24 protein-coding genes are annotated in these 26,001 nt (G+C 69.3%); 14 read left to right on the top strand and 10 right to left on the bottom strand.

The window, feature by feature from the left end; all coding sequences use genetic code 11:
• Nucleotides 1–34 precede the first annotated feature (34 nt).
• Complete coding sequence (locus ACH413_RS18285) at nucleotides 35–1,717, top strand: DEAD/DEAH box helicase (protein ID WP_360034778.1); 1,683 nt, start codon at nucleotides 35–37, stop codon at nucleotides 1,715–1,717.
• Nucleotides 1,718–1,797: 80 nt separating this feature from the next.
• The gene (locus tag ACH413_RS18280) at nucleotides 1,798–2,334 is read left to right on the top strand and encodes a hypothetical protein (protein ID WP_360034781.1); all 537 of its coding nucleotides are present in this window, start codon (nucleotides 1,798–1,800) and stop codon (nucleotides 2,332–2,334) included.
• On the opposite strand, the gene ACH413_RS18275 is transcribed toward ACH413_RS18280, so the two are convergent.
• From ACH413_RS18275 to ACH413_RS18255, 5 genes are all read right to left on the bottom strand, one after another.
• Nucleotides 2,331–3,068, bottom strand: a complete 738-nt coding sequence (locus tag ACH413_RS18275) for a methyltransferase domain-containing protein (RefSeq protein WP_360034783.1) — start codon at nucleotides 3,066–3,068, stop codon at nucleotides 2,331–2,333. The genes ACH413_RS18280 and ACH413_RS18275 overlap by 4 nt on opposite strands.
• 190 nt (nucleotides 3,069–3,258) lie before the next feature.
• Nucleotides 3,259–6,660, bottom strand: coding sequence for a S8 family serine peptidase (locus tag ACH413_RS18270; RefSeq protein ID WP_360034786.1), 3,402 nt, complete (start codon nucleotides 6,658–6,660; stop codon nucleotides 3,259–3,261).
• Between the two features lie 64 nt (nucleotides 6,661–6,724).
• A complete protein-coding gene (locus tag ACH413_RS18265) occupies nucleotides 6,725–7,123 on the bottom strand; it encodes a VOC family protein (protein WP_360034789.1) in 399 nt (132 codons plus the stop codon).
• The gene (locus ACH413_RS18260) at nucleotides 7,120–7,920 is read right to left on the bottom strand and encodes a helix-turn-helix domain-containing protein (RefSeq protein WP_360034792.1); all 801 of its coding nucleotides are present in this window, start codon (nucleotides 7,918–7,920) and stop codon (nucleotides 7,120–7,122) included. Before ACH413_RS18260 ends, ACH413_RS18265 begins: the two co-directional genes overlap by 4 nt.
• Before the next feature lie 10 nt (nucleotides 7,921–7,930).
• A complete protein-coding gene (locus ACH413_RS18255) occupies nucleotides 7,931–8,905 on the bottom strand; it encodes an ROK family transcriptional regulator (RefSeq protein WP_360034795.1) in 975 nt (324 codons plus the stop codon).
• Between the two features lie 38 nt (nucleotides 8,906–8,943).
• Between ACH413_RS18255 and ACH413_RS18250 the strand changes: the two genes are divergently transcribed.
• The 9 genes from ACH413_RS18250 to ACH413_RS18210 all read left to right on the top strand — a co-directional run bounded on the left by ACH413_RS18250 (nucleotide 8,944) and on the right by ACH413_RS18210 (nucleotide 19,462).
• Nucleotides 8,944–9,951 carry a Gfo/Idh/MocA family oxidoreductase gene (locus ACH413_RS18250; protein WP_360034798.1) on the top strand — a complete coding sequence of 336 codons (1,008 nt, stop codon included), beginning with the start codon at nucleotides 8,944–8,946 and terminating at the stop codon, nucleotides 9,949–9,951.
• The gene (locus tag ACH413_RS18245) at nucleotides 9,948–10,418 is read left to right on the top strand and encodes a heme-degrading domain-containing protein (protein WP_360034801.1); all 471 of its coding nucleotides are present in this window, start codon (nucleotides 9,948–9,950) and stop codon (nucleotides 10,416–10,418) included. The genes ACH413_RS18250 and ACH413_RS18245 overlap by 4 nt, the downstream gene beginning before the upstream one ends.
• Nucleotides 10,419–10,824: 406 nt before the next feature.
• Entirely contained in the window at nucleotides 10,825–12,231 is a 1,407-nt protein-coding gene (locus ACH413_RS18240; protein WP_360034804.1) for a family 2B encapsulin nanocompartment shell protein, read from the top strand.
• A gap of 3 nt (nucleotides 12,232–12,234) precedes the next feature.
• Nucleotides 12,235–13,314: a hypothetical protein gene (locus ACH413_RS18235; protein ID WP_360034807.1), complete on the top strand. Its 1,080-nt coding sequence runs from the start codon at nucleotides 12,235–12,237 to the stop codon at nucleotides 13,312–13,314.
• Nucleotides 13,315–13,330: 16 nt separating this feature from the next.
• Nucleotides 13,331–14,314 (top strand): hypothetical protein, encoded by a 984-nt coding sequence (locus ACH413_RS18230; protein WP_360034810.1) that lies wholly within the window; start codon nucleotides 13,331–13,333, stop codon nucleotides 14,312–14,314.
• Between the two features lie 36 nt (nucleotides 14,315–14,350).
• Entirely contained in the window at nucleotides 14,351–15,751 is a 1,401-nt protein-coding gene (locus ACH413_RS18225) for a family 2B encapsulin nanocompartment shell protein (protein WP_360034813.1), read from the top strand.
• A 3-nt stretch (nucleotides 15,752–15,754) separates the two neighbouring features.
• Nucleotides 15,755–16,801: a family 2 encapsulin nanocompartment cargo protein polyprenyl transferase gene (locus ACH413_RS18220; RefSeq protein WP_360034816.1), complete on the top strand. Its 1,047-nt coding sequence runs from the start codon at nucleotides 15,755–15,757 to the stop codon at nucleotides 16,799–16,801.
• Nucleotides 16,802–16,824: 23 nt separating this feature from the next.
• Nucleotides 16,825–17,766, top strand: a complete 942-nt coding sequence (locus ACH413_RS18215; RefSeq protein ID WP_360034819.1) for a 4-hydroxy-3-methylbut-2-enyl diphosphate reductase — start codon at nucleotides 16,825–16,827, stop codon at nucleotides 17,764–17,766.
• Complete coding sequence (locus tag ACH413_RS18210) at nucleotides 17,756–19,462, top strand: 1-deoxy-D-xylulose-5-phosphate synthase (RefSeq protein WP_360034822.1); 1,707 nt, start codon at nucleotides 17,756–17,758, stop codon at nucleotides 19,460–19,462. Before ACH413_RS18215 ends, ACH413_RS18210 begins: the two co-directional genes overlap by 11 nt.
• Here ACH413_RS18210 and ACH413_RS18205 read toward each other — a convergent pair.
• Together ACH413_RS18205 and ACH413_RS18200 are read right to left on the bottom strand one after the other, a co-directional pair.
• Nucleotides 19,425–20,522 (bottom strand): acyltransferase, encoded by a 1,098-nt coding sequence (locus ACH413_RS18205; protein ID WP_360034825.1) that lies wholly within the window; start codon nucleotides 20,520–20,522, stop codon nucleotides 19,425–19,427. The two genes, ACH413_RS18210 and ACH413_RS18205, sit on opposite strands and share 38 nt — an antisense overlap.
• A gap of 58 nt (nucleotides 20,523–20,580) precedes the next feature.
• Entirely contained in the window at nucleotides 20,581–21,180 is a 600-nt protein-coding gene (locus tag ACH413_RS18200) for a TetR/AcrR family transcriptional regulator (RefSeq protein ID WP_360034828.1), read from the bottom strand.
• A gap of 90 nt (nucleotides 21,181–21,270) precedes the next feature.
• Here ACH413_RS18200 and ACH413_RS18195 point away from each other — a divergent pair, with 90 nt between their 5' ends.
• A complete protein-coding gene (locus tag ACH413_RS18195) occupies nucleotides 21,271–22,131 on the top strand; it encodes an alpha/beta fold hydrolase (RefSeq protein WP_360034831.1) in 861 nt (286 codons plus the stop codon).
• A 51-nt stretch (nucleotides 22,132–22,182) separates the two neighbouring features.
• Here the strand turns inward: ACH413_RS18195 and ACH413_RS18190 are convergent, their stop codons facing one another.
• A complete protein-coding gene (locus tag ACH413_RS18190; RefSeq protein ID WP_360034834.1) occupies nucleotides 22,183–23,304 on the bottom strand; it encodes a citrate synthase in 1,122 nt (373 codons plus the stop codon).
• Between the two features lie 42 nt (nucleotides 23,305–23,346).
• On the opposite strand from ACH413_RS18190, the gene ACH413_RS18185 reads away from it, so the two are divergent.
• Nucleotides 23,347–24,456: a citrate/2-methylcitrate synthase gene (locus ACH413_RS18185; protein WP_360034837.1), complete on the top strand. Its 1,110-nt coding sequence runs from the start codon at nucleotides 23,347–23,349 to the stop codon at nucleotides 24,454–24,456.
• Here ACH413_RS18185 and ACH413_RS18180 read toward each other — a convergent pair.
• Nucleotides 24,449–24,598: a hypothetical protein gene (locus ACH413_RS18180; RefSeq protein ID WP_360034840.1), complete on the bottom strand. Its 150-nt coding sequence runs from the start codon at nucleotides 24,596–24,598 to the stop codon at nucleotides 24,449–24,451. The two genes, ACH413_RS18185 and ACH413_RS18180, sit on opposite strands and share 8 nt — an antisense overlap.
• 70 nt (nucleotides 24,599–24,668) lie before the next feature.
• Here ACH413_RS18180 and ACH413_RS18175 point away from each other — a divergent pair, with 70 nt between their 5' ends.
• Nucleotides 24,669–25,613 (top strand): helix-turn-helix domain-containing protein, encoded by a 945-nt coding sequence (locus tag ACH413_RS18175; protein ID WP_360034843.1) that lies wholly within the window; start codon nucleotides 24,669–24,671, stop codon nucleotides 25,611–25,613.
• Here the strand turns inward: ACH413_RS18175 and ACH413_RS18170 are convergent.
• Nucleotides 25,518–25,961: a MarR family winged helix-turn-helix transcriptional regulator gene (locus tag ACH413_RS18170; protein ID WP_396425115.1), complete on the bottom strand. Its 444-nt coding sequence runs from the start codon at nucleotides 25,959–25,961 to the stop codon at nucleotides 25,518–25,520. The genes ACH413_RS18175 and ACH413_RS18170 overlap by 96 nt on opposite strands.
• Nucleotides 25,962–26,001 lie beyond the last annotated feature (40 nt).

Below are 26,001 nucleotides of genomic sequence, written 5' to 3'. Positions count from 1 at the left end.
GTGCGGTGTGAGGCGGTGGGGGAAGATACTCGCCATGACCACCGCCGACAACGGTTCCGCCGAAAACGGTTTCGCCGACCTGGGGCTGCGGCCCGACCTCCTCAACGCCCTCAACGCTCTGGGCTACGAGGAGCCGACGCCGATCCAGAGTGAAGCGATCCCGCCGTTGCTCGCGGGCAACGACCTGCTGGGCCAGGCGGCCACGGGCACGGGCAAGACGGCGGCGTTCGCGCTCCCGCTGCTCGAGCGCATCGCCGACAGCATCGGCAAGGGCGAGAAGCCGCTGGCCCTCGTCCTCGCGCCTACCCGTGAGCTGGCCGTGCAGGTGTCGGAGGCGGTCCACCGCTACGGACGCCACATGGGCGCACGCGTCCTCCCCATCTACGGCGGCCAGCCCATCGGCCGTCAGCTGCGCGAGCTGTCCCGCGGCGTCGACGTGGTGGTCGCGACCCCGGGCCGCGCGATCGACCATCTCCAGCGCGGCACGTTGCAGCTGGGCGACCTGAGGGTCGTCGTGCTCGACGAGGCCGACGAGATGCTCGACATGGGCTTCGCGGAGGACATCGACGCGATCCTGAGCGAGACGCCCGCCGAACGGCAGACCGTGCTGTTCTCGGCCACGATGCCGCCGCGCATCGACCGCATGGCCAAGAGCCACCTCCGCTCGCCGGTGCTGATCCAGATCGAGCGCGAGAAGACGGAGCCGGGCGAGGCCCCGCGCGTCCGGCAGACCGCGTACCTGGTGCGCCGCGAGCACAAGCCCGCCGCCCTCGGCCGTGTGCTGGACGTCGAGTCGCCGACCGCCGCCGTCGTCTTCTGCCGCACCCGCGACGAGGTCGACCAGCTCACCGAGACGCTCAACGGCCGCGGCTACCGCGCCGAGTCGCTGCACGGCGGCATCAGCCAGGAGCAGCGCGACCGCGTCATGTCGCGCCTGCGTTCCGGCACCGCCGACCTGCTGGTGGCCACCGACGTCGCCGCCCGCGGCCTCGACATCGAGCAGCTCACGCACGTCGTGAACTACAACGTGCCGTCCGCCCCCGAGGCGTACACGCACCGCATCGGCCGCGTGGGCCGCGCCGGCCGTGAGGGCGTCGCGATCACCCTCGTCGAGCCGCGCGAGAACTCGATGCTCAAGACGATCGAGCGCGTCACCAAGACCAAGATCCCGGTCGAGAAGGTCCCGACGGTCGCCGACCTGCGCGCCCGCCAGCTGGAGCTGACCCGCTCGTCGCTGCACGAGTCGCTGCTCGAGGACGACCTCTCGCGCTTCCGCGTCGTGGTCGAGACGCTGGCCGACGAGTTCGACGTCATGGAGATCGCGCTCGCCGCGGTCAAGCTGGCGCACGAGGCCTCCGGTGCCGCCGCCGACGAGGAGGAGATCCCGGAGGTCCGCCCGCGGGAGGACCGTCCGCGCCGCGACAGCGCCGGTGCCCCCTCCGGCCCGCGCCGCGAACGCCGTGGCCCGACCGAGGGCATGACCAGGCTCTTCCTCGGCGCCGGCCGCTCGTCGGGCATCCGGCCGCAGGACATCGTCGGCGCCCTCACCGGCGAGACGAACCTGAAGGGCCGCGACATCGGCGCCATCGAGATCGCCGACCGGTTCTCGCTGGTCGAGGTGCCGGGCCCGGCCGCGAACGACGTGATCGAGCAGCTGCGCGACGCCACGATCAAGGGCAAGCGCGTCACGATCCGCCGCGAGCGCCAGCCCCGCTAGCATTGCCGAAACAGCCCCTCCGGACGAGTTCCGGAGGGGCTGTTCTCGTTTCGACAGGCACGTCGCCAGGGGGAGGCACCGTGAACTACCGCTACTTCGCACGCGTCACTTCGACGCACCCGTCCGTGGACGAACCGTCCATCGTCTGTCGTCAGTGGACGGACGAGGAGGGCCGCACCCACGAGGAGGAGTACACGCAGAACCTCACGTGGCAGGCCGGCAACACCGTGCACCTCGTTCGCAGCGGCAAGATCGAGGGCGAGATCCATCCGATCACCGAGGAGGCCGCCCAGCGGTTCGAGGAGTTCCAGGCGGTTCGCGTCCGGAGCTACGAACCCGCCGACGGCCAGTACTTCTACTCCCTGGTCGTGACCAGCCTCAACCCCGTGGAGAATCCTCGCGCGCTCCTGCGGACCTGGCTCAGCCCCCAGGGCTACTCGATGGAGCAGGCCTGGACCGCGACGCACGGCTGGGTGAACAGCATCTACATGTACGAGCTCAACTACAACCACCTCGACGGTGAGGCCGTGGGCATCGCCGAGGAGGAAGTCGAGCGGTACAAGGAGATCGCCCACCAGAACCACCTCAAGGCCAACCGCGGCACCGACGACCGCTAAGGCTTGCGGGCCTCGACCAGGAACCGCGTGGAGGTGCACGCGAACTCCCCGTGCTCCTGGATGTGCTCGTGCATGGCCAGGAGCCGGTCCCGATATCCCTCCACGGTGAACCCCGGCACGGTCCACAGCACCTTCCGCAGGAAGTGCACCACCGCGCCGACGTCGAAGAACGCCACCCGCAACGTCACCGGTTCCAGCCGGAGCACCTCCAGCCCGGCGGCCTCGGCGTCGGCGCGCGCCCGTTCGGTGCCTCGGGCCTCGCTCACCGGCTGCGGTCCCATCATGAAGTCCGTGAGCCCCGCGTTCGTGCCCGCGCCGATCTGCTGCGAGAAGTAGGTCCCGCCGGGCCGCAGCACCCGCGCGATCTCCCGCCACGGCGTCACGACCGGATGCCTGCTGATCACCAGATCGAACGACGCGGACCGGAACGGCAGCGGACCGTCGTCCGGTGCCTGCACGACGAGCGGCAGGTTCCCCGACGCCACCAGGGCGTTCGGCGGCCACGACTCGGTGGCGGCGAGCAGGGGTGGCTTGACCGGCGCCGACGCCGTCACCTCTCCCCCGCCGGTCTGCAGGTCCAGCGCCGACGAGACGGCCGCTAGCCGTGTGGCGATCAGCGACGCGTAGCCCCACGGCGGGCGTTCCTCGGTGGCCCTGCCCTCGAACCACGAGAAGTCCCAGCCCTCCAGCGGCACGGCCGCGCCCTCGGCCACCAGCTCCTCAAAAGTCCCCATGGTCGTCATGCGACCACAGCGGCACCGAACCGGCCACCGAGAAAACGGCGGCACCTGCCCCGGGCGCTGAGACGCCGCGTCCCTGGATCGTCTCGCGCACGGCGGGGCAGGTGCCGCAGGGGGTTACAACGACCGAACGGCCGCGTGGTTACGCCCTATTGACGCAACACACACGACCGTTCGGCCTATCTCAGCGCAGGCGGTATGCCCGCAGCACCGTTTGGTCGACGGTGTTGCCGTCCGCATCAGCCGCGACCACGCGCAACGACACGAACCCACCCGCCTTTCCACCGGCCGGGACCAGCGACTTCACCGGAACCCAGGTGACCCCGTCGTCGAACGACGCGTACGCCTGCAGCGAGCGCAACGAGGCGGTACCCGCCCCTGCCTGACGCGACGCGGTGAACTTCGCCGGCATCGGCACACCGGCCTTCCAGCTGTTGCGCAGGTCGACCGGCAGCGAGTAGTCGACCTCCAGCAACGGCAGCCGGCCGTCGGCGGCACCCGAGAACTCCCACGTCGTCTTCACGGTCGTCGACAACGCCAGCGTCTCGCGGGACGCGTCCAGCAGGAGCTTGTACCGGCCGTCGCGGGCGGGGGCGTGGAACGAGCCCTGCCGGACGTCGGCCCAGCCCTGCGCGACGCCGTCGTGCTGCAGTTCGAGCGTGCCCCAGCCGCCGCGGTGCCAGTTCTCCACCCAGCCGGAGCCGCCGAACGGCGAGATGCGGGAGTTGATCAGGTCACCGGACCGTTCGACGCCGCCGCCGTCCGCCCAGGTCACGAGCGGCGAACCGCCGAGCCGGGGTGAGGTGACCGCGCGGAGGTTGGTCCGCTCGTACTTCTTGCCCGCCTGGTAGGTCACCGGTGCGAGATCGGCCCACGAGGTCGTGCTCGGGTCGTCGTCGCGGCCGAACATGCGACCGTCGAAACCCTCCTGGTACCAGGTGCCCGGGCTGAAGTACTCGGTGCGCTGCGCGGGAGCGGAGATCCGTTCGTCCAGCACCCTGCCGAGGGCGCCGCCGACGACCGGGGAGTTCCGTTGCGAGACCGAGCCGTCCGCGCCGGACGTGTGGTAGCGCGCCTTGACCTCGGCGAGTTCCGAGTGCCGGATCTTCTTGGTGCCGACGGGCAACGCGCCCTTGTCCCGCAGGAACAACGTGTACGACACCGGCGAACCCGCGATGGCCCGCAACGTCAGCTTCGCCGGCGTGGTGGTCAGGTGGTGTTCCGCCACCGTGATCACCGGAATCGCCGACTGCGGCTCGAGACCGAACGGCACCGGACCCGCCCACAGCACGGCGACCGCCCCGGCGTCCTTCATCTCCTGGGCGACCGCGTAGGGGTCCTCGCCCGCCTGACGGACCAGGGCGAGCTTGCCGCGCACGTCGGCACCGCGTTCGGCCACGTCGAGCCGGTGCTCGCCCGGCGGCAGGTACTTGCTGCTCTCGTAGTACCGCACCGGGAACCCGCCCGGGACCGAGACCAGCGGCTGTCCGCCCTTGAGCCCGGAGTCGTAGGTCAGCTCCGGCAGCGGCGCGCCGAACGACAGGCCGTACAACGGAACCCGGCCGTCGATGATGCTGGCGACGCCGCTGATCTTGCCCGGCTTGAACGGCACCGCCAGCGTGGCGTCGCGGTACCAGACGACCGAGTCGCGTTCGGGCAGTTCGACGCTGATCGGCTTGCCCTGCCTGGCGTCCAGCGCGACGGACACGTCCGCGGTCAGCGAGACGCGGCCCGCCACCTCGGTCGCGGAGACCGGCGTGAACCAGGCGTAGTTCGGTGTCAGCTCGTCGATGCGGCCGATCACCGCGTAGTCCGCGACCGGCAGCCGCGACGTTCCGCTGCCGTCCACGATGGAGAGCACCGACGCTTCCTGAGTGGACATGTTGACCACGACGACGAACTCGTCCGCGACCGGCTTGCCGTCGCGTCCGGTCATCGACACCTTCAGCTCGTGCCGTTCCTCCTGCACGTACGCGCCGACGGCGGTCGTGAGGGAGACACCGTCAGCAGAAGCCTTGAGGTGCCCGAAGAACGTGCCGTTGCCCTTGCTCGGATCCAGCACGACGTCGACCGCGGCGCTGCCCTGAGCCGGCACGGTCACCGACGCCGGGACCGCGAAGTCCGCGCCGAGGTTGTGCCGCAACGTCAGCAAGACCGGCTCGGTGCCCGCGTTCGAGTAGGTGATCGTCTTCGTGAACGTCTGGGTGTGCGGCCATGGCAGGAGCCCGAACGACAGGCTGCCCACCGATGCCCGGACCTGCTGCTTCACCGCGCGTTCGACGTCGAGCAGACCGGTGCCGACGCTCGTGGGAGAGTCCGCGACCGGCTTGACCGTCGCCATCAGCGCGGCCTTGAGCTCGGCCGCCTTCCACGCCGGGTTGCGTTGCGCGAGCACCGCCGCGGCACCGGCCACGTGCGGCGTCGCCATCGACGTACCGGTCAGCTTGGCGTGCAGGTCGTCGACCGCGTGGTCCCACAACGTGTTCTCGGCGCGGGCGGCCACGATGTCCGTGCCCGGTGCCGCGATGTCCGGCTTGACCGCGTGGTCGTTGATCCGCGGACCGCGCGACGACCACTCCTCCAGCACGCCCTGCTTGGTCATGTTCGCCACGGCCAGTGCCGCGTCGGCCGCCGCCGGTCCGGAGACCTGCCGCCGGGTGCCGTAGTTGCCCGCCGCGATCACGAACAGCGCGCCGGTCTCGGCGGTAAGCTCGTTCACCTTGAGGGACAACGGGTCCGTGCCGTCGGACTGGTCGCCGCCCAGCGACATGTTGACGACCTTGGCCTTGACCTCGCGCGCCGCCCACTCCATGCCGGCGATCACCGCGCTGTCGAAGCAGTACTCGGCCTCGCAGACGCGGCCCACCGCGAGCGAGGCGCCCTTCGCGACGCCGACGTACTGGCTGCCGCGCCCCGCGACCGTGGCCGCGACGTGCGTGCCGTGGCCGACGTTGTCCTGGATGCCCGCCGGGGTGAAGTCCTTGGACACCGAGACGACGCCCGCGAGTTCCGGGTGCTTCTGGTCGTAGCCCGTGTCGAGGACCGCGACCGTGACGCCGGTGCCGTCGAACCCGGCCTGCCACGCACCGGGCGCGCCGACCATGGGCACGCTCTCCGTGAGCGAGATCTTCGACTTGCCGTCGAGCCACAGCTTCTCGGCCCGCAACGCGCTGGTGCGCCGTGCCGTCCACTGCTGCGCGGCGTCCTTCTTCTGCACCGCGGCGGCCGCGCGGAAGCCGTTGGTGAGCAACGGAATCCGGTCGATCTTGTCGTCGGTGTACCCGTAGCCGTGCAACGAGGTGACGTCGAAGAAGCGCTTGTCGACGCGATCCTGCCCCACCGCGTCGACCGCGTCCGCCGGCACCACGTACTGGTGGTCGTTCTGGACGTACTGGGCGAACTGCATGCCGGGCCTGCCCTCGACCCTGACGAGTTCCCCGCGCTCATTGACGACGACCTTGTCACCGCTGATCAGCGTGATGGTCGACGTCTTCTGAGCTCTCAACGGTTCTGCCTGCGCCGTCGCCGCCGGACTGAGCAGTCCGGCGGCGAGGGCGGCGATCACCAAACATCGTGCAAAACGCACGTGTCCTCCCCTAGGTGTGAACCTCTCCACCCAGGGAGACTCCAAACTCCGCGTGAAGGTTGCCTCACGCTCCGCGATAAGTGCCGAAGCTCCAGCGGTTGCCCTCGGGATCGGCCACGGTGAAGCCGCGCGAGCCGTAGTCCTCGTCGCGCAGACCGCGGATCTCGGTCGCGCCGTGCGCCAGCGACTGCGCGAGGAGCTCGTCGGGCCGGTCGGTCACCACGTAGACGGATCCGGCGCCGACCTTGGTCGCCTCGACCTCGCCGACCGACCGCACGGCGGACCCCAGCATGATGCCGCCGCCTTCTGGCCAGACCATCTCGCAGTGCACGACCTCGCCGTCGGCCTCCCCCGGTACGACGAGATGTTCCTTGAACCCGAACGCCTCCACGAGGAAGCGGATGGCGGCGGGAGCGTCCTGATAGGACAAACAGGGCCAGCAGGTAGGTGGTGGTGTGCTCATGAAGGCAACTCTGCGCCCTGACCGTGCTCGCTGCCTTGTACGAATGGAAGCTCGGCCGCGATCCACTCGGTCGGGGTCGCCCCGCACAGCGCCCGCCAGTCCCGGTTGAAGTGCGCCTGGTCGGTGTAACCGCAGGCAGCGGCCACTTCCGTCAACGTGGGCCGACGTTCGCCGCGCAGCATCCGGTTCGCGCGCTCGAACCGCATCACGCGGCCCATGACCTTCGGCGTGAGCCCGTACTCGGCCGCGAACCGGGCGCTCAGGTGCTGCCGGCTCCACCCGACCTCGGCCGCGATCTCCGCGACCGGCGCCCCGGCGGCGAGCCGTTGCCACGCCCACGCCACCTCGACCTGCTGCCGCACCGGTTTCACCAGCCTGCCCAGCATCTCGTCCATGCGCGCGAACCGATCCGTCCACGTCGGCGCGTCCTGCAGCCGTTCGCGCAGCTCAGCGGCCGGAGCGTCGAGGGAGTCGAGCCCGACCGTGAGGGCGCTGAGCTCGCCGGCCGGCATGCCGAAGAACGCCCGCATCCCCAGCGGCGTGAGGTCGCACTGGACGCCGTGCTGGAACCCGTCGTGGGTGATGATCACGGCCTCGTCGTGCAGCCCGCCGCACAGCGCGGCGAACCGGCCCTCGGACAGGTCGACCGTGCCGTCCATCGTGACCACGAGCGTGAGCGAGCGCGACGGCAGGCCGCGGTGAATGCCGGGCTCGGTACGCATCCGATACCCGGAGTACCGCGTCACGAACGGCCTCAGTCGCGGGTGCGGCAGGCCGACGACGTGCTCGACGTCCACGCCGCCGATGCTAGAACAACTCGCCCAGGACCAGCAGTGCGGCGCCGGTTGGCACCAGGTCGGGGCCGTAGGACGTGACGCTCACGTCCACGTCCGGCATCGCCCGCAGGTACAGGTCCGGAGACTCCAGGACCTTCCGTCCACTCAGGACGATCTGGTCGAGGTCCAGCAACTGCACCAGGTTCGCCACCGCCGCGCCGAGCACCCGTGCCGCCTCCACCCCGGTCGTGGCCGCGTGCACCGCCTCCACGCACCCACGCCGTCCGCAGACGCACAGCGGCCCGTCGAGCTGGATGGTCGTGTGCCCGAACTCGCCGGCCCCCGACCGTGCGCCTCGATGCACCTCGCCTCCGAGGAGCAGCCCCACGCCCAGACCGGTGCCCACGAACACCAGTGCCGCGTCCCGCAACGGCCGTCGCCACGCCTCGGCGAGCACGGCCGCGTTGGTGTCCTTGTCGACGACGACCGGCAGCCCGAGCCGTTCCTCGGCCAGCGCCTTCAACGGAACGCCGGACCAGCCCGGCAGGCCGTTCGGCGACACCACGCCGTCGCGGAAGTCCAGCGGACCGGCGATGCCGATGCCAAGCCCGAGCACCTTCTCCCCTGCCTCGACCAACGGCTCCAGGGCGTCCAGCACGTCGTCCGGCGTGAACATCGGGGCCAGCGGCGCGACCGCCGACGACACCACCTCGCCGGTCAGGTCGAGCTTCACCACCCGCAGCTCGTCGCGGTCGACGTAGGCCCCGTACGCACAGGCCCCTCCGGCGGCGAGCCGCAACGACATCCTGGGTTTGCCACGGCCCCCGTCGCGCACGGCGCCGGTCTCCTCCAGCAGACCCGCCGAGATGAGCCTGGCCACGATCTTCGAGACCGCCTGCGGGGTCAGTCCTGCCTGGTCGGCGATGGAAGCCCTGCTCAGAGCCCCGGAGCGGACGAGTCTGAGCACTGTCCTGTCGTTGTGCGAACGCAGCGAGGTGAGGTCCACGGTCGCAATTATTCAACAGCGTTGCTTTAATCGGAAGCATGACTCGAGTCGGACTTCTGGGCTACGGCATCGCGGGGCGGGTCTTCCACGCCCCGCTGATCTCCTCCACGGACGGCATGGACCTCGTCGCGATCGTCACGGCGAACCCGGAGCGGCAGGCGCAGGCCCGTGCCGCGCACCCGGACGCCAAGATCGTCACCGCCGACGAACTGTTCGAGCTGGACCTCGACCTCATCGTCGTCGGCACGCCGAACCGAACGCACGTCGAGTACGCGAAGCGCGCCATCGACAAGGGCGTCGCGGTCGTGGTCGACAAGCCGTTCGCGCCGTCGTCGGCCGAGGCCGCGGAACTGGTGGCCGCCGCGAAGGCCAAGGGCGTGCCGCTCACGGTCTTCCAGAACCGCCGCTGGGACAGCGACTTCCTCACCGTCCGCAAGATCATCGGCCAGGTGGGTGAAGTTCGGCGGTTCGAGTCTCGATACGACCGCTGGGTGCCGGAGATCTGGGACAACTGGCGCGAGTTCGGCGCTCCGGAGGAGGCCGGCGGCCTGCTCTACGACCTGGGCGCGCACCTCGTCGACCAGGCGTTGCAGCTGTTCGGTCCGGTCAGGAGCGTCTACGCCGAACTCGACCGGCGACGTCCCGGCGCGCAGGTGGACGACGACGTGTTCGTGGCGCTGACGCACGAGAACGGCGTCCGCTCCCACCTGTGGGCCAACGCGCACGCGGCGAACCTCGGCCCGCGCTTCCGGCTGCTCGGCAGCGAGGGCGCGTTCGAGATCAGCGGCCTGGACGAGCAGGAGGACGCGCTCGAGGCCAGCCGCCGCCCCACCGATCCGGACTGGGGCCGCGAAGAACGGACCGGCCGGCTCGGCATCCTCGACGACACCACCGAGATCACCGTGGAACCCGGTGCGTACCAGACCTTCTACGCCGAACTCCAGGCTGGACGGATCCCCGTCGACCCCGCGAGCGCCGTGGACGCGCTGCGGGTCATCGAGGCCGCTTTCCTTTCCGCACGCGAGAACAAGGTGGTGTCCCTGTGAGCCCGTCCAGCGAAGAACTGCTCGCCCAGGAGCGGAAGCTCCAGTTCACGCGCTTCGGCAACGACGTCGCGATCGATCTCGGCCTGCACCTGCTCGCCGCCGCGAAGGAACAGGGCCTGCCGATCGCGATCTCGGTGCAGCGGGCCGGGCACCGGCTCTTCCACGTCGCGCTGCCCGGCACCGCGCCGGACAACGACAGGTGGCTGGAGCGCAAGGCGCGTGTCGTCGACCTGTTCGGCCACAGTTCGTTCTACGTCGGCACGACGTTCCGCGAAAAGGGCTCGACGTTCGAGGCGGAGTCGGGGCTCGACCCGGCGCTGTACGCGGCACACGGCGGCGTCTTCCCGGTCATCCTCCGCGGCACGGGTCCGGTCGGCACCGTCGGCGTCTCCGGGCTTCCCCAGGCCGAGGACCACGCGTTCGTCGTCACCGAGCTGGAATCATTCCTGAACGGCCGCGAAGCGTAATAGCACGAATAGCCGTTGGTACAAAATCCGGCTATCGCCTCCGAACATCACCGGAAGGCGCAGCTGTGCATTGCCCCACACCACTTCGAGTGGATTCGACCCCACTCGAAGTGGTGTTTGCATATCATCCGGACAAGGCCCGTCGGTGCGCTCGAAAGAGTGATCCTACTGGGCCAAACGAGTGCCCTATTCCATCAATGCGCGAATAGCGCTCGGTCACCCACCTGCCGATACAACACCGGTTGCCTGCGGCAGCAGTTGTACGCTCCGTAGCATCATCAGGCCTAAACCACCCACCCGAATGTCGCCTTCTTGGCCCCTTCACAGCTCTCAAGAGCGCGAACTAACGTCCGTTCCGGCTTATCGGTTTGGTCCATTAGCGCATTGAGATAGGTGGGTGTGGGTTGTGACTGTGACGGATTCTGACCTCAATGAGGGCCGTCAGCAGCTGAGTTTGGGCACGGCCGCCGCACGTAATCTGGCCACGACCACCAAGTCCGTCCCGCAGATGCAGGGAATCACTTCCCGCTGGCTGCTCAAGGTGCTGCCCTGGGTGCAGGCGGCGGGTGGTGCCTATCGCGTCAACCGGCGGCTCACCTACACGCTGGGCGACGGCCGCGTCTCGTTCACGAACATCGGCGCGGAGATCCGCGTGGTGCCGATGGAGCTCACCGAACTGGCACTGCTCAAGGGCTTCGACGACGAAGAGGTCCTCGCGGCGCTCGCCGGCCGCTTCACGCAGCAGGAGTTCGGCATCGGCGACGTCATCGTCGAGAAGGGCCGCCCGAAGGACACCGTCGTGCTGATCGCGCACGGCAAGGTCGACAAGGTCGGCACCGGTGAGTACGGCGGCGACACCGTGCTCGGCAACCTCGCCGACGGCCAGTACTTCGGCGAGACCGTGCTGGCCGGGCCGCAGGGCGAGTGGGAGTACACGGCCAAGGCCGTCACCCCGGTCACCGTGCTCACGCTGTCGTGGGACGACTTCCAGGCGCTCAACGGGGAAGCGGGCGGCCTGCGCGCACACATCCAGCAGACCTTCAACAGCCGCAACAAGCCGCAGGACGAGCACGGCGAGGCCGAGATCGGCATGTCGTCCGGTCACGACGGCGAGCCCGTCCTGCCCGGCACGTTCGTCGACTACGAGCTTTCGCCGCGCGAGTACGAGCTGAGCGTCGCGCAGACCGTGCTGCAGGTCCACAGCCGGGTCGCGGACCTCTACAACAACCCGATGGACCAGGTCGAGCAGCAGTTGCGGCTCACGATCGAGGCCCTGCGCGAACGCCAGGAGCACGAGATCGTCAACAACAGGTCGTTCGGCCTGCTGCACAACGCGGACCTCAAGCAGCGCATCCACACCCGTTCCGGCCCGCCCACCCCGGACGACTTCGACGAGCTGCTGTCGATCGTGTGGAAGGACCCCGGCTACTTCCTCGCGCACCCGCGCACGATCGCGGCGTTCGGCCGTGAGCTCAACAAGCGCGGCCTCTACCCGCAGCACATCGACTTCAACGGCCAGCAGGTGCCGGCCTGGCGCGGCGTCCCCGTGCTGCCGTGCAACAAGATCCCGGTCTCCGACACCCGCACGTCGTCGGTGATGCTGATCCGCACCGGCGAGCAGAACCAGGGCGTCATCGGCCTGCACCAGACCGGCATCCCGGACGAGTACCAGCCCGGCCTGTCGGTGCGGTTCATGGGCATCAACGACCAGGCGATCATCAACTACCTGGTCAGCGCCTACTACTCGGCCGCCATCATGGTGCCGGACGCGATCGGTGTGCTGGAGCACGTCGAGCTCGGTCGCGAGGGATAGGTCTTGGCCTCCTTCACCATGCCGGAGTTCTACGTGCCGCACCCGGCGCGGATGAACCCCCACCTCGAACGCGCCCGCGTCCACTCGACTCAGTGGGCGCGGGACATGGGGATGCTCGACACCGGGGTGTGGACCGACGAGATCCTCGCGGGCGACGACTACGGGTTCATGTGCGCGTGGACCCATCCGGACGCGCCCGCGGAGATCCTCGACCTCATCACGGACTGGTACGTCTGGGTCTTCTACTTCGACGACGAGTTCTTCGCGGAGTTCAAGCAGAGCAAGGACGTGTCGGGAGCGAAGGCGTATCTCGACCGGTTGCCGGCGTTCATGCCCCTCAACGGCACGGACCCGTGGCCGGAGCCGCAGAACCCGACCGAACGCGGCCTCGTCGACCTGTGGCAGCGGACGATTCCGCTGATGTCGCAGGACTGGCGGCGCCGGTTCACCACGAGCACCCACAACCTGCTGCTCGAGTGCATGTGGGAGATCAAGAACATCGAGAGCGGCACGGTCGCCAACCCGATCGAGTACATCGAGATGCGCCGCAAGGTCGGCGGCGCGCCGTGGTCGGCGAACCTGGTGGAGGTCTCCGAGGCGGCCGAGGTGCCCGCGTCCATCGCGGGCACCCGGCCGCTGCGGGTCCTGTCCGACACGTTCTCCGACGCGATCCACCTGCGCAACGACATCTTCTCGTACGAGCGGGAAGTGTTGAAGGAGGGCGAGAACTCCAACGGGGTGCTCGTGTTCGAGAAGTTCTTCGGCCACGACACGCAGACCGCGGTCGAGGCCGTGAACACGCTGCTGACCTCGCGCCTGCACCAGTTCGAGAACACCGTCTTCACCGAACTTCCCGTGCTGTTCTCCGAGAACGGCGTGGACCCGCTGGAGCAGGCCCGCGTGCTCAAGTACGTGAAGGGCCTGCAGGACTGGCAGTCCGGCGGCCACGAGTGGCACCTGCACGCCGGCCGGTACACGAAAGTCGAAGGAGGCGCGGGCAACTCCGCCTTCTTCCGCACGATCCTGCGCGGGCCGACCGGCCTGGGCACGTCCGCGGCGTGGCTGGGGGTGGCTCGTGGTTGAGGTTCCCTCGTTCGACATGCCTTTCGCCGCAAGGCTTTCACCGCACGTCGACCGCGTCCGCCAGCACACCAGGACGTGGGTGCGGGACATGGGCATGCTCAACGGCACGCCGTGGACCGAGGCGTTCTACGACGCTGCGGACTACGGCGGCTTCGGCCCGCTGACCCACCCGACGGCCTCGCTCGACGACCTGAAGCACATCAACGACTGGCACACGTGGGGCTTCTACGTCACCGACGCGTTCCAGGCCGGCTTCCTCCGGCCTCGCAACGTCGCGGGCGGCAAGGCGTTCGTGGCGGCGTTGAAGTCGGTGCTGAGCGGCTCGCTCCCCTCGGCGAACCCGGCCGAGCGGGGCCTGGCCGACCTGGTCTCGCGGTCCACTCTGGACAACGACGACCAGGAACACCTGGTCGAGTTCTTCGACGCGTTGCTGTGGGAGCTGCACAACACCGCGCAGGGCAGGGTGCCCGACCCGATCGACCTCGTGGAGATGCGGCGCCGGTCGATCGCCACTGAGCTGTCCGCGAAGCTCGCCCGCAAGTCCGTCGGCGCGGAACTGCCCGCGGAGTTGTTGCGCAACAGCACGATGCGCGCTCTGGTCGACTCGTTCGGCGACGTTCCCGCGCTGCGCCAGGAGATCGTCGGCTTCGACCTCCTCTACGCGACCGGCGGCAGCACGACCAGCGCTGTTCTCGCCGTGCAGCAGTTCTTCGACTGCGACCTCCAGCAGGCCGTCTCGGTCGTTGGCGACCTGATCGCGGCCCGGTTGCGGCAGATCGGCTCGATCCTCGGTGAGCTGCCGTCGATCGCCGAGGAGTACGGCCTCGACGCGGAGGCCAAGGCCGGGTTGCACCGGTACGTCGAGGCGTTGAAGTCGTGGCTGGCCGGCGAACTGCTGTGGACGCAGAGGTCCGGCCGCTTCAGCTACTCCCCGGTCCCCACCCGGAAGTCGTTTCACCGGCCTTCTGGCCTTGGCACGGCCGCAGTACTCGTTCGCTAGTTCCAACTCAGCACCAACAGATTGGCAGGACTTCCAGTGACTGTTACCGATCCGGGCCTTGGGGTCGAGGGCGGGCAGCTGAGCCTTTCCACGAAGGCGGCCCGCAACCTCTCGACGACCACCAAGTCCGCACCGCAGATGCAGGGGATCTCGCCCCGGTGGCTGCTGCGCATGCTGCCCTGGGTCGAGGCGAAGGGTGGTGCGTTCCGCGTCAACCGCCGGCTCACCTTCGCGATCGGCGACGGCCGGGTCACGTTCACCTCGGTGGGTTCCGAGGTGCGGATCGTGCCGCAGGAGCTGGCGGAGTTCGTGCTGCTGCGCGGGTTCGAGGACGAGGCCGCGCTGACCGCCGTCGCGAACCGCTTCGAGCAGCGCGAGTACCTGCCGGGCGAGGTGATCGCGCACCGCGGCGAGTCCGTCGACGAGATCATCGTCATCGCGCACGGCAAGGTCACCAAGACCGGGCTCGGCGAGTACGGCGACGACGTGGCGCTGGGCACGATCGCGGACGGCGAGTACATCGGCGACGAGCCGGTGCTGTCCGGTGCCGACAAGGACTGGAGCTTCACCGCTCGCGCGCTGACGCCGACGACGGCCGTCGTGCTGTCGCGGGCGGCGTTCCGGCAGCTCAACGGGCAGATCGAGCCGTTGCGCGAGCACATCGAGCAGCAGCTGGCGAACCCGACGAACGCGTCGAACAAGCACGGCGAGGCCGAGATCGACATCTCGTCCGGCCACGACGGCGAGCCGACGCTGCCCAGCACGTTCGTCGACTACGAGCTGCGCCCGCGGGAGTACGAACTCTCGGTGGCGCAGACGATCGTGCGCGTCCACACGCGCGTGGCCGACCTCTACAGCCAGCCGATGGACCAGGTCGAGCACCAGTTGCGGCTGACCATCGAGGCCCTGCGCGAGCGGCAGGAGTTCGAGCTCATCAACAACAAGGAGTTCGGCCTGCTCGCCAACGCCGACCTCAAGCAGCGGGTCAGCACGAACTCCGGCCCGGTGACGCCGGACGACATGGACGAGCTGATCTCGCGGCGCCGCAACACCAAGCTGATCCTGGCCCACCCCAAGGCGATCGCGGCGTTCGGCCGGCAGCTCAACAACCGCGGCCTGTACGTGCCGACCGTGGAGGTCGAGGGCAAGCCGCTGCAGTCGTGGCGCGGCATCCCGATCGCGCCGTGCGACAAGATCCCGGTCAACAAGAACGGCACCACGTCGATCATCGCGATGCGGCTCGGCGAGGAGAAGCAGGGCGTCGTCGGCCTGCGCCAGACCGGCATCCCCGACGAGTACGAGCCCGGCCTCAACGTGCGGTTCATGGGCATCGACGAGCACGCGATGCTCAAGTACCTGGTGTCCACGTACTACTCGGCGGCCGTGCTCGTGCCGGACGCGCTGGGTGTGCTGGAGAACGTGGAGATCGGTCTCTAAGTCATGACAGCCGAGATGACCGAACCGCTGGCGGCCGGCAGGCCCGCCGGTGAGCTGCTCGCGTGGAGCCGGAGCCTCGTGCTTCCGGCTCTGCGCAAGGCCGTCGACCAGTTGCCGCCGTCGATGCGCACGATCGCGGAGTACCACCACGGGTGGCGTGACGAGTACGGCAACCCGGTGCTGGAGAACGGCGGCAAGGCGATCCGCCCCGCGTTGGTGCTGCTGGCGGCTGAGGCCGTCGGTGGCACCGCCGCCTCCGCCGTTCCGGCGGCGGTCGCGGTGGAGCTGATCCACAACTTCTCACTGCTGCACGACGACGTGATGGACCGCGACACGACCCGGCGCCACCGGGCCACGGCGTGGACCGTGTTCGGCGTCAACGCGGCGATCCTGGCCGGCGACGCGTTGCAGGCGCTGGCCGTCGACGTCCTCGCGGCGTCAGGGCATCCGCGTGCCCTGGAGGCGATCCGGACGCTGGGCGACGCCACGGTGGCGTTGCTCGAAGGGCAGGCGTACGACCTGGACTTCGAGACGCGCAACGACGTGCGGGTGCCCGAGGTCGAGCGGATGGCCAGGGGCAAGACGGGCGCTTTGCTGGGCGCCTCAACGGCTTTGGGCGCGTTGTACGGCGACGGGTCCGACGAGCAGGTCGAGGCGATGCGCGGCTACGGCGCCGAGCTGGGTCTGGCGTTCCAGCACGTGGACGACCTGCTCGGCATCTGGGGCGACCCGGAGGTGACGGGCAAGGCGGCGCACTCGGATCTGGTGAACCGCAAGAAGTCCCTGCCCGTCGTCCGTGCGCTGAACGCCGGTGTGCCCGCCTCCGCGGAGCTGGGGACGTTGTACTTCGGCGCGCAGGAGATGAACGCGGAAACGCTTGCGCGGGCGGCATCCCTGGTCGACATGGCCGGTGGTCGCGCGTGGAGCCAGACGCAGGCCGACGAACTCCACACGCAGGCGCTGGTTCGTCTCGGCGAGGCCTCACCGACCGCGCGTGCGGCGGTGGAGCTCGGCACGCTCGCCCAGCTGGTCACCCACCGGGACCACTGAATCCCCTTTTTGGAAGGCACTAGATGACGGAACATCCGCCGCGTTCGGTGCTGCTCGCCTCACCCCGGTCGTTCTGCGCCGGGGTGGAGCGCGCCATCGAGATCGTGGAACGACTGCTCGACCAGCGCGGCGGCCCCATCTACGTGCGCAAGCAGATCGTGCACAACGTCCACGTCGTGCGCTCGCTCGAGGCTCGTGGCGCCGTGTTCGTGGAGGAGCTGTCCGAGGTGCCTGTCGGTGCCACGGCGGTCTTCTCCGCGCACGGCGTCTCCCCCGCGGTGCGCGCTGAGGCGCGGGACCGTTCGCTGGACGTGCTGGACGCGACCTGTCCGCTGGTGACGAAGGTGCACGCCGAGGCGCGGCGCTTCGCCGAACGCGGCGACACCATCGTGCTGATCGGGCACGCCGGGCACGAGGAGGTCGAGGGCACGTTCGGCGAGGCTCCCGACCAGATGGTGCTGGTGGAGACCGTGGCCGACGTCGAGGCGCTGGAGATCACCGGTCCGGTGTCCTACCTGACGCAGACGACGCTGGCCGTGGACGAGACGACCGAGGTGATCGAGGCGCTGGAGCGGAAGTTCCCGCAGGTGCGCGGCCCCGGTTCGGACGACATCTGTTACGCCACCACGAACCGGCAGGTCGCCATCCGCGAGGTCGCCGCGCAGTCGGACCTGGTGCTGGTGGTGGGGTCGCGGAACTCGTCCAACTCGGTGCGGATGGTCGAGCTCGCGGCCCGCGGCGGCACGCCGGCCTACCTGATCGACGACGCGTCCGAGATCGACCCGGCCTGGCTTTCCGGTGTGTCGTCGGTGGGGTTGTCGGCCGGTGCTTCCGCGCCCCCTGAGCTGGTGGACGAGGTCGTGGCGGCGTTGGAAGCACTGGGTTCCGTCTCCGTGTCGACGCACACGACCGCGACGGAGACGATCGCCTTCACGTTGCCGCTGGCGGTGCGCCGTGCTGGCTGACATCGCCTCGCCCGCGGACGTCCGGGCGCTCTCGTCCTCTGAACTTTCTTCGCTGGCGGCGGAGATCCGGTCGTTCCTGATCTCCAAGGTGCACCGGACCGGTGGCCATCTCGGCCCGAACCTGGGTGCCGTCGAGCTGACGATCGGGGTGCACCGGGTCTTCAACTCCCCCACCGACGTGGTGCTGTTCGACACCGGGCACCAGTCGTACGTGCACAAGATGCTGACCGGCCGGTGCTCCGACTTCGACTCGTTGCGCCAGGCCGGTGGCATGTCCGGCTATCCGTCCGCCGCCGAGTCCGCGCACGACGTCATCGAGAACTCGCACGCCTCCACCGCACTGTCCTATGCGGACGGTCTGGCCAAGGCGTTCGAGCTCGGCGGCACCGATCGCCGGGTCGTCGCCATCGTCGGGGACGGCGCGCTGACCGGCGGGATGTGCTGGGAGGCCCTGAACAACATCGGCGGCTCCTCGCGTCCCGTCGTGGTGCTGCTGAACGACAACGGCCGCTCCTACGACCCGACGACCGGTGGTTTCGCGGCGTCCCTGCTGGCCGGGTCGGCGCGGCACCTGTTCGAGGCGTTGGGTCTCGCCTACATCGGCGAGGTCGACGGGCACGACGTCCACGCCGTCGAGAACGCCCTGTGGGAGGCCAAGTCCCTCGGTCGTCCGGTCGTCGTGCACTGCAAGACGGTGAAGGGCAAGGGGTACGACGCCGCGGAGTCCGACGAGGCCGACCGCATGCACGCCGTCGGCGCGTCCGGTGCCTCCGGCGGGCGAACGTGGACCGACGCGTTCTCGGACGAGATCGTGGCCATCGGTGCCGCACGTCCGGACGTCGTGTGCCTGACCGCGGCGATGCTGGAACCGGTGGGGCTGCGGCCTTTCTCCGAACGCTTCCCGGCGCGCGTGTTCGACGTCGGGATCGCCGAGCAGCACGCCGTGACGTCCGCCGCCGGCATGGCCATGGGCGGCCTGCACCCGGTCGTCGCCGTCTACGCGACGTTCCTGTCCCGCGCCTTCGACCAGTTGCTGATGGACGTGGCCCTGCACCGGCTCCCGGTGACGTTCGTGCTGGACCGCGCCGGGGTGACCGGCCCGGACGGCGCGTCGCACCACGGCATGTGGGACGCCTCCGTGCTGCCCGTCGTGCCCGGCCTGCGCTTGGCCGCACCACGCGATCCGGCTTCTCTGGCCGAGTTGCTGCGCGAAGCCGTCGAGGTGTCGGACGGCCCGACGGTCGTGCGCTATCCGAAGGCCGCCGTCGGTCCGGACGTGCCCGCACTGCGGCGCGTGAACCACTTCGACGTGCTGCGCGAGGAACCGGACGCCGAGGTGTTGCTGATCGCGGTGGGCCCTCTCGCCGGCCCCTGCCTGGCCGCGGCGGAGGACCTGGCGTCGCACGACGTCCGCGTCACCGTGGTCGATCCACGCTGGACCGCTCCCCTGGACCCGCACCTGGTCAAGTACAGCGGCCAGCACCGCCTGGTCCTGGCGGTGGAGGACACGACGTCGACCGGTGCCCTGGGCGCCCGTCTGGGTCAGGCCCTGGCCGGTTCCCCGACCTGTGTGGCGACTTTCGCGCTGCCGCCGCGCTTCCTGCCGCACGACTCCCGCGCCCGCATCCTGCGAGCGCACGGCCTGGACGCTGCCGGCATCACGACGAGCGTGCTGAAGCGCCTCGGCGTGAAGTGACGACCCAGCCGATGGCGAACGCCAGCGCGATCGCCCCCGCCCCGACCAACGGCGCTTTGAGTTCAGCGGGCAGTGGCAACGGGCGCAGGGCGGTCGCGAGGCTGAGCAGAATCGGCCCCTGCACGACGAACGCGACGTAGGCGGACCGCGCCAGCCCCTCGGTGAAGGGCCCCTGGCGCGCAAGCCGGCGTTGTGCCAGCCCGATCAGCCACAGACTTCCTGCCACCACGAGGATTCCCTCGACGAGGGCGAGAGTGAGTGCCTGCCACTTCCAGCCGCCCAGGAACGGCTCGGCGCTCTTGGCCAGGTCCAGCACGCCCATGAGCGCGGCCGCGACCGGCAGGACCGCGATCGTGCCGATGACGACGTTGCGGGTCATCCGGTAGATCTCGTCCGGCACCCGTTCCGCGAGCTTGCGCCCGCCGATCGCCCCCAGCAGCAACATCCCCAGGCACTGCGGCCACCACCACAGGTGCAGGTCCCCGACCTGCCCGCTGCGCGCCGGAAAGACCAGCCGCGTCAGAAACGTCGTGCCGGCAACGATCATCGTCATGCCGACGACGGTCTTCGTCGTGATGGTGCGTTCTTTGATCGGCGGTGCCAACGCGATCGCGATGCTGAAGATCAGCAAGACCCCGACGAACCACAACGACCCGCTGTCCAGGAACGGCTGCCGGTCCGTGAACGCCTGCCACCACGAGACGTCCCGCCCGGCGCCGTTGTAGGCGATCCACACGAACGTCGGCCAGACGACCAGCGCGGTGACGACCCACGGCGTGCCGAGCCGCACGAGCCGCTCGACGATGAACCGCCGCCGCCCTTTGCGCTCGATCGAGCCGGGCGTGAAGATCCCGGCCATGAAGTAGAAGGTGCCCATGAAGAACAACCCCGACGGCCCGATCACCGCCGCCAGCACCGTCTCGACGCCGGGGTGGAACGTGACCTCGTTGACCTCGTCGTAGGGCCAGCCACCGATCGCGGCGTAGCCGAGCAGCGCGTGGCCGCCGATGACCCACGCCACCAGGATCACCTTCAGGTTGTCCACTGCGGACAATCTCATGGTTTTCATGGTCCGCTTCGCGACGCGATCACGCCAGCGGCCAAGGGGGCGGACCGCGCTAGGCGGAGAACAGCTGGTCGAGCCGGTAGTCGACGATCCGCGTGGCCTGGTCCGCGTCGTAGGCGTCGACCAGCATCGCGCTGAGGAGGCCGGCCGTCATGGTCGCGAGCGCGTCCGCCTCCAGCTGGAGGTCGAGGTGTGCCGGGACCCGGTCGCGTTTCCTGGCGAGTCCGAGCTGGTCAGCGAGCAGGCGCACGAGGTAGGGCATCATCGCCTGCTGGTCCGGCGCCTGACCGCCGCGCGTGACGTCCATGGCGAAGTAGGCGATCTGCACCGCGCAGAGCATGCGGCTGCGCTCGTCCGTCGGCAGGACCGCGAGCAGACATGCCCGCATGACCGCGCGTTCGTCACCGGTCCGCATCGCCTCCGCGATGCGCTGCCCGGCGCGTTCGGCGCCCAGCTCGGTGATCCGCTGCCAGGCGTGCCGCAGCATCTCTTCCTTGGTCGGGAAGTAGTACTGGATCTGGAACATCGACACGCCCGCCTCCGCCGCGACCGCGCGCAACGTCACCGACTGAAGGCCTCGCGTCGAAGCGATCCGGAAGAGCGCCTCCGCGAGGTCACGCCGTTTCTCCTCGTGGTCGACGCGCTTCGGCATGTGATCACTGTGTCACAACGACCGGTGTCGACGAGCACCCCGCGGCGCTGTTACATTGCATCTGCATTGGAAAAACAACCTGGGGGTGTGATGGTCGGGAAGTTCGTGGACCAGAAGGCACAGGAGCGCTACTTCGCCACCTACGAGGCGATCCGGCGGAAGTGGCCGGTGCCGTCGGAGGAACTGGACGTGGAGACGCGGTTCGGCTCGACCCGCGTCCGGCGCAGCGGCACCGGCACGCCGATCGTGCTGCTGCACGGCGCCATGGGCACTTCGCTGTCCTGGTACCCCTTCGTCGCCGAACTGGCGGCGCGGCACACCGTGTACGCCGTCGACATGATCGGCGAGCCGGGGCGCTCGGTTCAGACTCGGCCCATGGAGAGCACCGACGACGAGGCGGACTGGCTCGCCGACGTCCTCGCGGGCCTCGGCCACGAGAAGGTCCACCTGGTCGGGATCTCGCGCGGTGCCTGCCTGGCGCTGAACCTCGCCACCCGGCGTCCTGCGGGGGTCGCCGGCGTCCTCGCCTTCGAACCGGGCGGGTTCGGGATCAACTTCCGGAAGTTCGTCCTCTGGAGCATCGGCGAGCTGTCCAGCTGGTGGCTGCCCGCCGCGATCCTGCGCCGGGTCAGCGGCGGCGATCCCGCCGTGCGTCACACGATGCGCCCGCTGGTGTTCCGCGGCATGAAGTACAAGGTCCAGATGGCTCCGCTGCACGTGTTCACCGACGACGAGCTGCGGTCGATCGACGTGCCCACCTACTTCATCCTGGGCGAGCGCAGCTTGATCAAGGCACCGGAGCTCGCCGCGCGCGTCGAGTCGCTCGTGCCGCGCGTGCGCACCGAGATCGTCCCTGGGGCGACCCATGCGCTGAACCTGGAGGAAGTCGAGCTGACCAACGCGCGGATCCTCGCCTTCGCCGGGGAGGACCACGCCGGTCTGCCGGACTGAACGAGCTCTCAGCTGCCAGGCGTCCTGGGGGTCGCCTGGCGCTTCACCCGGCTACGGCCGGTCGCCCGTGTACACGCCCATCGTGCGGAACCGCAGGCCCGGCTCCTTGTACTCCTCCATGGCGTGCGCGATCCACCCCACGATCCGCGCGATCGCGAAGATCGCCTCGCCGGCGTCCGGCGCCATCTTGAACAGCAGGGCGAACTGGGCGAGCGCGAGGTCGACGTTCGGGAACGTCTGCGACTGGGTGGCGATCACCTTGTCCGCCACCAGGTCGCCGTGGCTGCGCAGCAGGGCGAAGAGGTGGTCGGCGCGCGGGTCGCGGCGCTGGTAGACGCGGTGGCCGAAGCCCGGGATGGGCTGGCCGGAGCGCAGGTGCTCGGCGACGGTGCCCATCGGGTCGGACTGGGCCTGCAGCAGGAACCGGTACGCGATCGTGGTGGCGGCGCCGTGCTTCTGGCCCTCCATCGCGCCCATGCCCGCCGACACGACGGCGTACGGGTTGGCGTGGGCGGAGGCGGCGACCCTGGCGGCCATGGTCGAGATGGCCAGGTCGTGGTCGGCCAGCAGGATCAGGGCGGCGTTGAGCAGGTCGGGCTGGGCGGGCTCCGGCGAGAGGCGGGCCCACAGGCGTTCGGCGATGTCGGTGCCCTGCGGCCTGCCGATCAGCGGGAGCGACTCGACGACGTCGGCGATCAGGGACTTGGCCGTGGTGACGGCCCGGTCGAGGTCGTAGCGCAGCGGATCGCCGACGCTGGCCAGGGCGATCGCCACGCGGACGCGGTCGGTGAGGGTGGCGCTGTCGGGCAGGGCCATCCAGATCTCCTGGCCCTCGGGGAACTGCATGCCCGCCGAGTCGATCTCGGTCCACAGCCAGTGCGCGACGTCCTCGAAGCGCTTGGTGCTGGAGAGTTCGGGGACGGAACGGCCGCGGTAGTGCAGGCGGTCGTTCTCCAGCAGGGAGATGCGGGTGCGGATGCGATCCGTCACAGCGGCCACTGCTCCGCGCGCACCAGTGCGCTGTGCCAGGGCCTCCACCTCGGCGACGCCGAACATGCTGTGGCGGTTCACCTTCGTGCTGGTCAGGTGGCCGCGGCTGACGTACGCGTAGACCGTCGCCGGTTTCACGCCCAGGCGGCGAGCAGCTTGATTCGTCGTCAACATTGATTCCATCAACGTTGACTGTACAAGACATGTTGACGGAGCCTGGTGTCCATGTTGATTGATGCACCCAAAGGGCTTAAAGACGTCGTCGTCACCACGACCCTGATCGGGGACGTGAACGGTGCCGCGGGCTACTACCACTACCGCGAGCACGACGCGATCGAACTGGCCAGGACGCGGTCGTTCGAGGACGTGTGGTTCCTCTTCACCGAGGGCAGGCTGCCGGACCCGGACGAGGCCGCGCTGTTCGCCCGCCAGACCGCCGAGCTGCGCACGGTGCCCGCATCGATCCGCGAGGTGCTGCCCGCCGTCGCGCGGTCGGGGTGCACGGCGCTGGCCGGGCTGCGGACCGCGTTGTCGATGCTGCCGGCGCAGCCGATGTGGGACGCGCCGATGAGCACCAGGAAGGCGGACGCGTTGAAGGTCAGCGCGATGACGCCGACGATCCTCGCGGCACTGCACCGGCTCAAGCTCGGACTTGATCCCGTCAACCCCAGGGTTGATTTGTCAACGTCGGCGAACTGGTTGTACATGTTGACCGGGCAGGAGCCGTCAACATGGGCGGCCCGTGCTGTCGAGCAGTACTTGATCGCCACGATCGACCACGGCTTCAACGCGTCGACGTTCACCGCACGCGTGGTCGCGTCGGCGGGAGCGGACGTCGTGTCGGCGGTGACGGCGGCGATCGGCACGTTCTCCGGGCCGCTGCACGGCGGCGCGCCGGACCGGGCGCTGGAGGCGCTCGACCTCATCGGGACGCCGGACAACATCGACGCCTGGGTGCGGGAGCGCATCGAACAGGGTGACCGGATCATGGGGTTCGGGCACGCCGTCTACAAGACCGAGGACCCGCGGGCGCGTCTGCTCAAGGAGATCGCGCTGGAGCAGCCCACGCGGCTCACGGAGTTCGCGGTCACCGTCGAGCGCAGGGTCACGGAGCTGCTGGCCGAGCTCAAACCCGGCCGGCAGCTGTACGCGAACGTGGAGTTCTACGCCGGCGTGGTGATGGAGCAGTGCGGCATCCCGCGAGAGATGTTCACGCCGACGTTCGCGTGCAGCCGGGTGATCGGGTGGTGTGCCAACGCGCTCGAACAGTCCGAGGACACGAAGATCATCCGCCCGGTCGCCCGCTACACGGGGCCGGAGCCCCAGATCAGGTGAGGTACCGCAGGTCGTTGCGCACGCGGCTGCGGTCGCGGTCGTTGACGTCGGACGAGCCCGCCAGACCGGAGGTGCGGTCACGGTGCCTGTCGAGCCAGACGGAGAGTGCTGCTACTGCCAGGACGATCGCTGCAAGAGTCATGTCATAAATGTATGGTCGGCAATATCCCGCCAACAGTGGCAGATCTGACGCTGCGCGCTAATATCCTGCCATGCTGGCTTCGGTGGCGGTTCCCCTCATCGACGGCGTCGCGCCGTTCGAGTTCGGCCTGCTCTGCGAGGTGTTCGGCGTCGACCGAACCGAGGAGGGCGTGCCGCTGATCGACTTCCGGGTCTGCGGCGAGCTCCCGAACGAGCCGGTGCCGACGAACGTCCGGGGCGTGAGCATCACGCCGGAACACGGGTTCGACGCGCTGCAGAGCGTCGACCTCGTCGCACTGCCCGCCGCACGGGTCCGCGACCAGTACCCCGAGAAGCTGGTCAAGGCGCTCCAGGAGACCAGCGCGACGCTGCTCAGCGTGTGCAGCGGGGCGTTCATCCTCGGCGCGGCCGGACTGCTCGACGACCGGAACTGCACGACGCACTGGCGCGAGGCGCGGCAGTTCCAGGAGCGGTTCCCGAAGGCCCACATGGACCCGGACGTGCTGTTCGTGGACGACGGCAACATCATCACCAGCGCCGGCACGGCGGCGGGGATCGACGCCTGCCTGCACCTGGTCCGGCGGGAGCTGGGCACCAAGATCGCCAACATCATCGCGCGCCGGATGGTCGTGGCGCCGCAGCGCGACGGCGGTCAGCGGCAGTTCGTGGAGCTCCCGATCCCGGAGTGCAGCTCCGACAGCCTGGAGCCGGTGCTGGAACAGGTGCTCGACACGATCGCCGACAACCACACGGTGGCCACGATGGCGAAGCTCGCCGTCATGTCCGAACGAACTTTCGCGCGCAGGTTCGCCGCGGAGACCGGCACCACCCCGAACAAGTGGCTGTCACTCCAACGGGTACTTCACGCGCGCAGGCTCCTCGAGGAGACCGACCTGGACGTCGACTCGGTCGCGACCAGGTCAGGCTTCGGGACAGCCGCTCTCCTCCGGCACCACTTCCATCGGGTCGTCGGCATCGCACCGAGCGATTACCGCCGCACATTCTCCTGTCGTTAGGCGCGTGAAGATCTTCTCGGAGATCTCCCGCAGCGCCGTCACCTCGGAGTCGTCGAGCAGGTCGAACACCAGCTTGTTGACCGTCTCGGCGTGCGCGGGCGCCGCCTCCTCGATCGCCGACCGTCCCTGGTCCGTCAGCACGACGAACGACCCGCGCCCGTCACTGCGGCAGTTCTCCCTGCGCACCAGGCCGCGCTTCTCCATCCGTGCGACGTGATGAGAGATACGGCTCTTCTCCCAGTGCAAAAACCGTGCAAGCTCCAACACGCGTACGCGTTCATCAGGCGTGTCGGTGAGCTGCACCAGCACGGCGAAGTCAGCCATCGAGATGTCCGAGTCGACTGACATTTGCCTGCTCAGATGCGCATTGAGCTCCCCCTGCATGCGG

The organism is Lentzea sp. NPDC020367 (assembly GCF_044387305.1).
In the GTDB taxonomy this organism is placed as follows: domain Bacteria; phylum Actinomycetota; class Actinomycetes; order Mycobacteriales; family Pseudonocardiaceae; genus Lentzea.
This window is presented reverse-complemented; position numbering and strand designations above follow the sequence as displayed.

Bases quoted from the DNA above. Each gene is read 5' to 3' on its own strand.
- ACH413_RS18285 (WP_360034778.1), top strand. From the start codon at position 35: ATGACCACCGCCGACAACGGTTCCGCCGAAAACGGTTTCGCCGACCTG.
- ACH413_RS18220 (WP_360034816.1), top strand. From the start codon at position 15,755: ATGACAGCCGAGATGACCGAACCGCTGGCGGCCGGCAGGCCCGCCGGT.
- ACH413_RS18190 (WP_360034834.1), bottom strand. From the start codon at position 23,304: ATGGAATCAATGTTGACGACGAATCAAGCTGCTCGCCGCCTGGGCGTG.
- ACH413_RS18200 (WP_360034828.1), bottom strand. From the start codon at position 21,180: ATGCCGAAGCGCGTCGACCACGAGGAGAAACGGCGTGACCTCGCGGAG.
- ACH413_RS18215 (WP_360034819.1), top strand. From the start codon at position 16,825: ATGACGGAACATCCGCCGCGTTCGGTGCTGCTCGCCTCACCCCGGTCG.
- ACH413_RS18250 (WP_360034798.1), top strand. From the start codon at position 8,944: ATGACTCGAGTCGGACTTCTGGGCTACGGCATCGCGGGGCGGGTCTTC.
- ACH413_RS18265 (WP_360034789.1), bottom strand. From the start codon at position 7,123: ATGAGCACACCACCACCTACCTGCTGGCCCTGTTTGTCCTATCAGGAC.
- ACH413_RS18195 (WP_360034831.1), top strand. From the start codon at position 21,271: ATGGTCGGGAAGTTCGTGGACCAGAAGGCACAGGAGCGCTACTTCGCC.
- ACH413_RS18175 (WP_360034843.1), top strand. From the start codon at position 24,669: ATGCTGGCTTCGGTGGCGGTTCCCCTCATCGACGGCGTCGCGCCGTTC.
- ACH413_RS18180 (WP_360034840.1), bottom strand. From the start codon at position 24,598: ATGACTCTTGCAGCGATCGTCCTGGCAGTAGCAGCACTCTCCGTCTGG.
- ACH413_RS18185 (WP_360034837.1), top strand. From the start codon at position 23,347: ATGTTGATTGATGCACCCAAAGGGCTTAAAGACGTCGTCGTCACCACG.
- ACH413_RS18230 (WP_360034810.1), top strand. From the start codon at position 13,331: ATGCCTTTCGCCGCAAGGCTTTCACCGCACGTCGACCGCGTCCGCCAG.
- ACH413_RS18275 (WP_360034783.1), bottom strand. From the start codon at position 3,068: ATGGGGACTTTTGAGGAGCTGGTGGCCGAGGGCGCGGCCGTGCCGCTG.
- ACH413_RS18170 (WP_396425115.1), bottom strand. From the start codon at position 25,961: ATGTCAGTCGACTCGGACATCTCGATGGCTGACTTCGCCGTGCTGGTG.
- ACH413_RS18205 (WP_360034825.1), bottom strand. From the start codon at position 20,522: ATGAGATTGTCCGCAGTGGACAACCTGAAGGTGATCCTGGTGGCGTGG.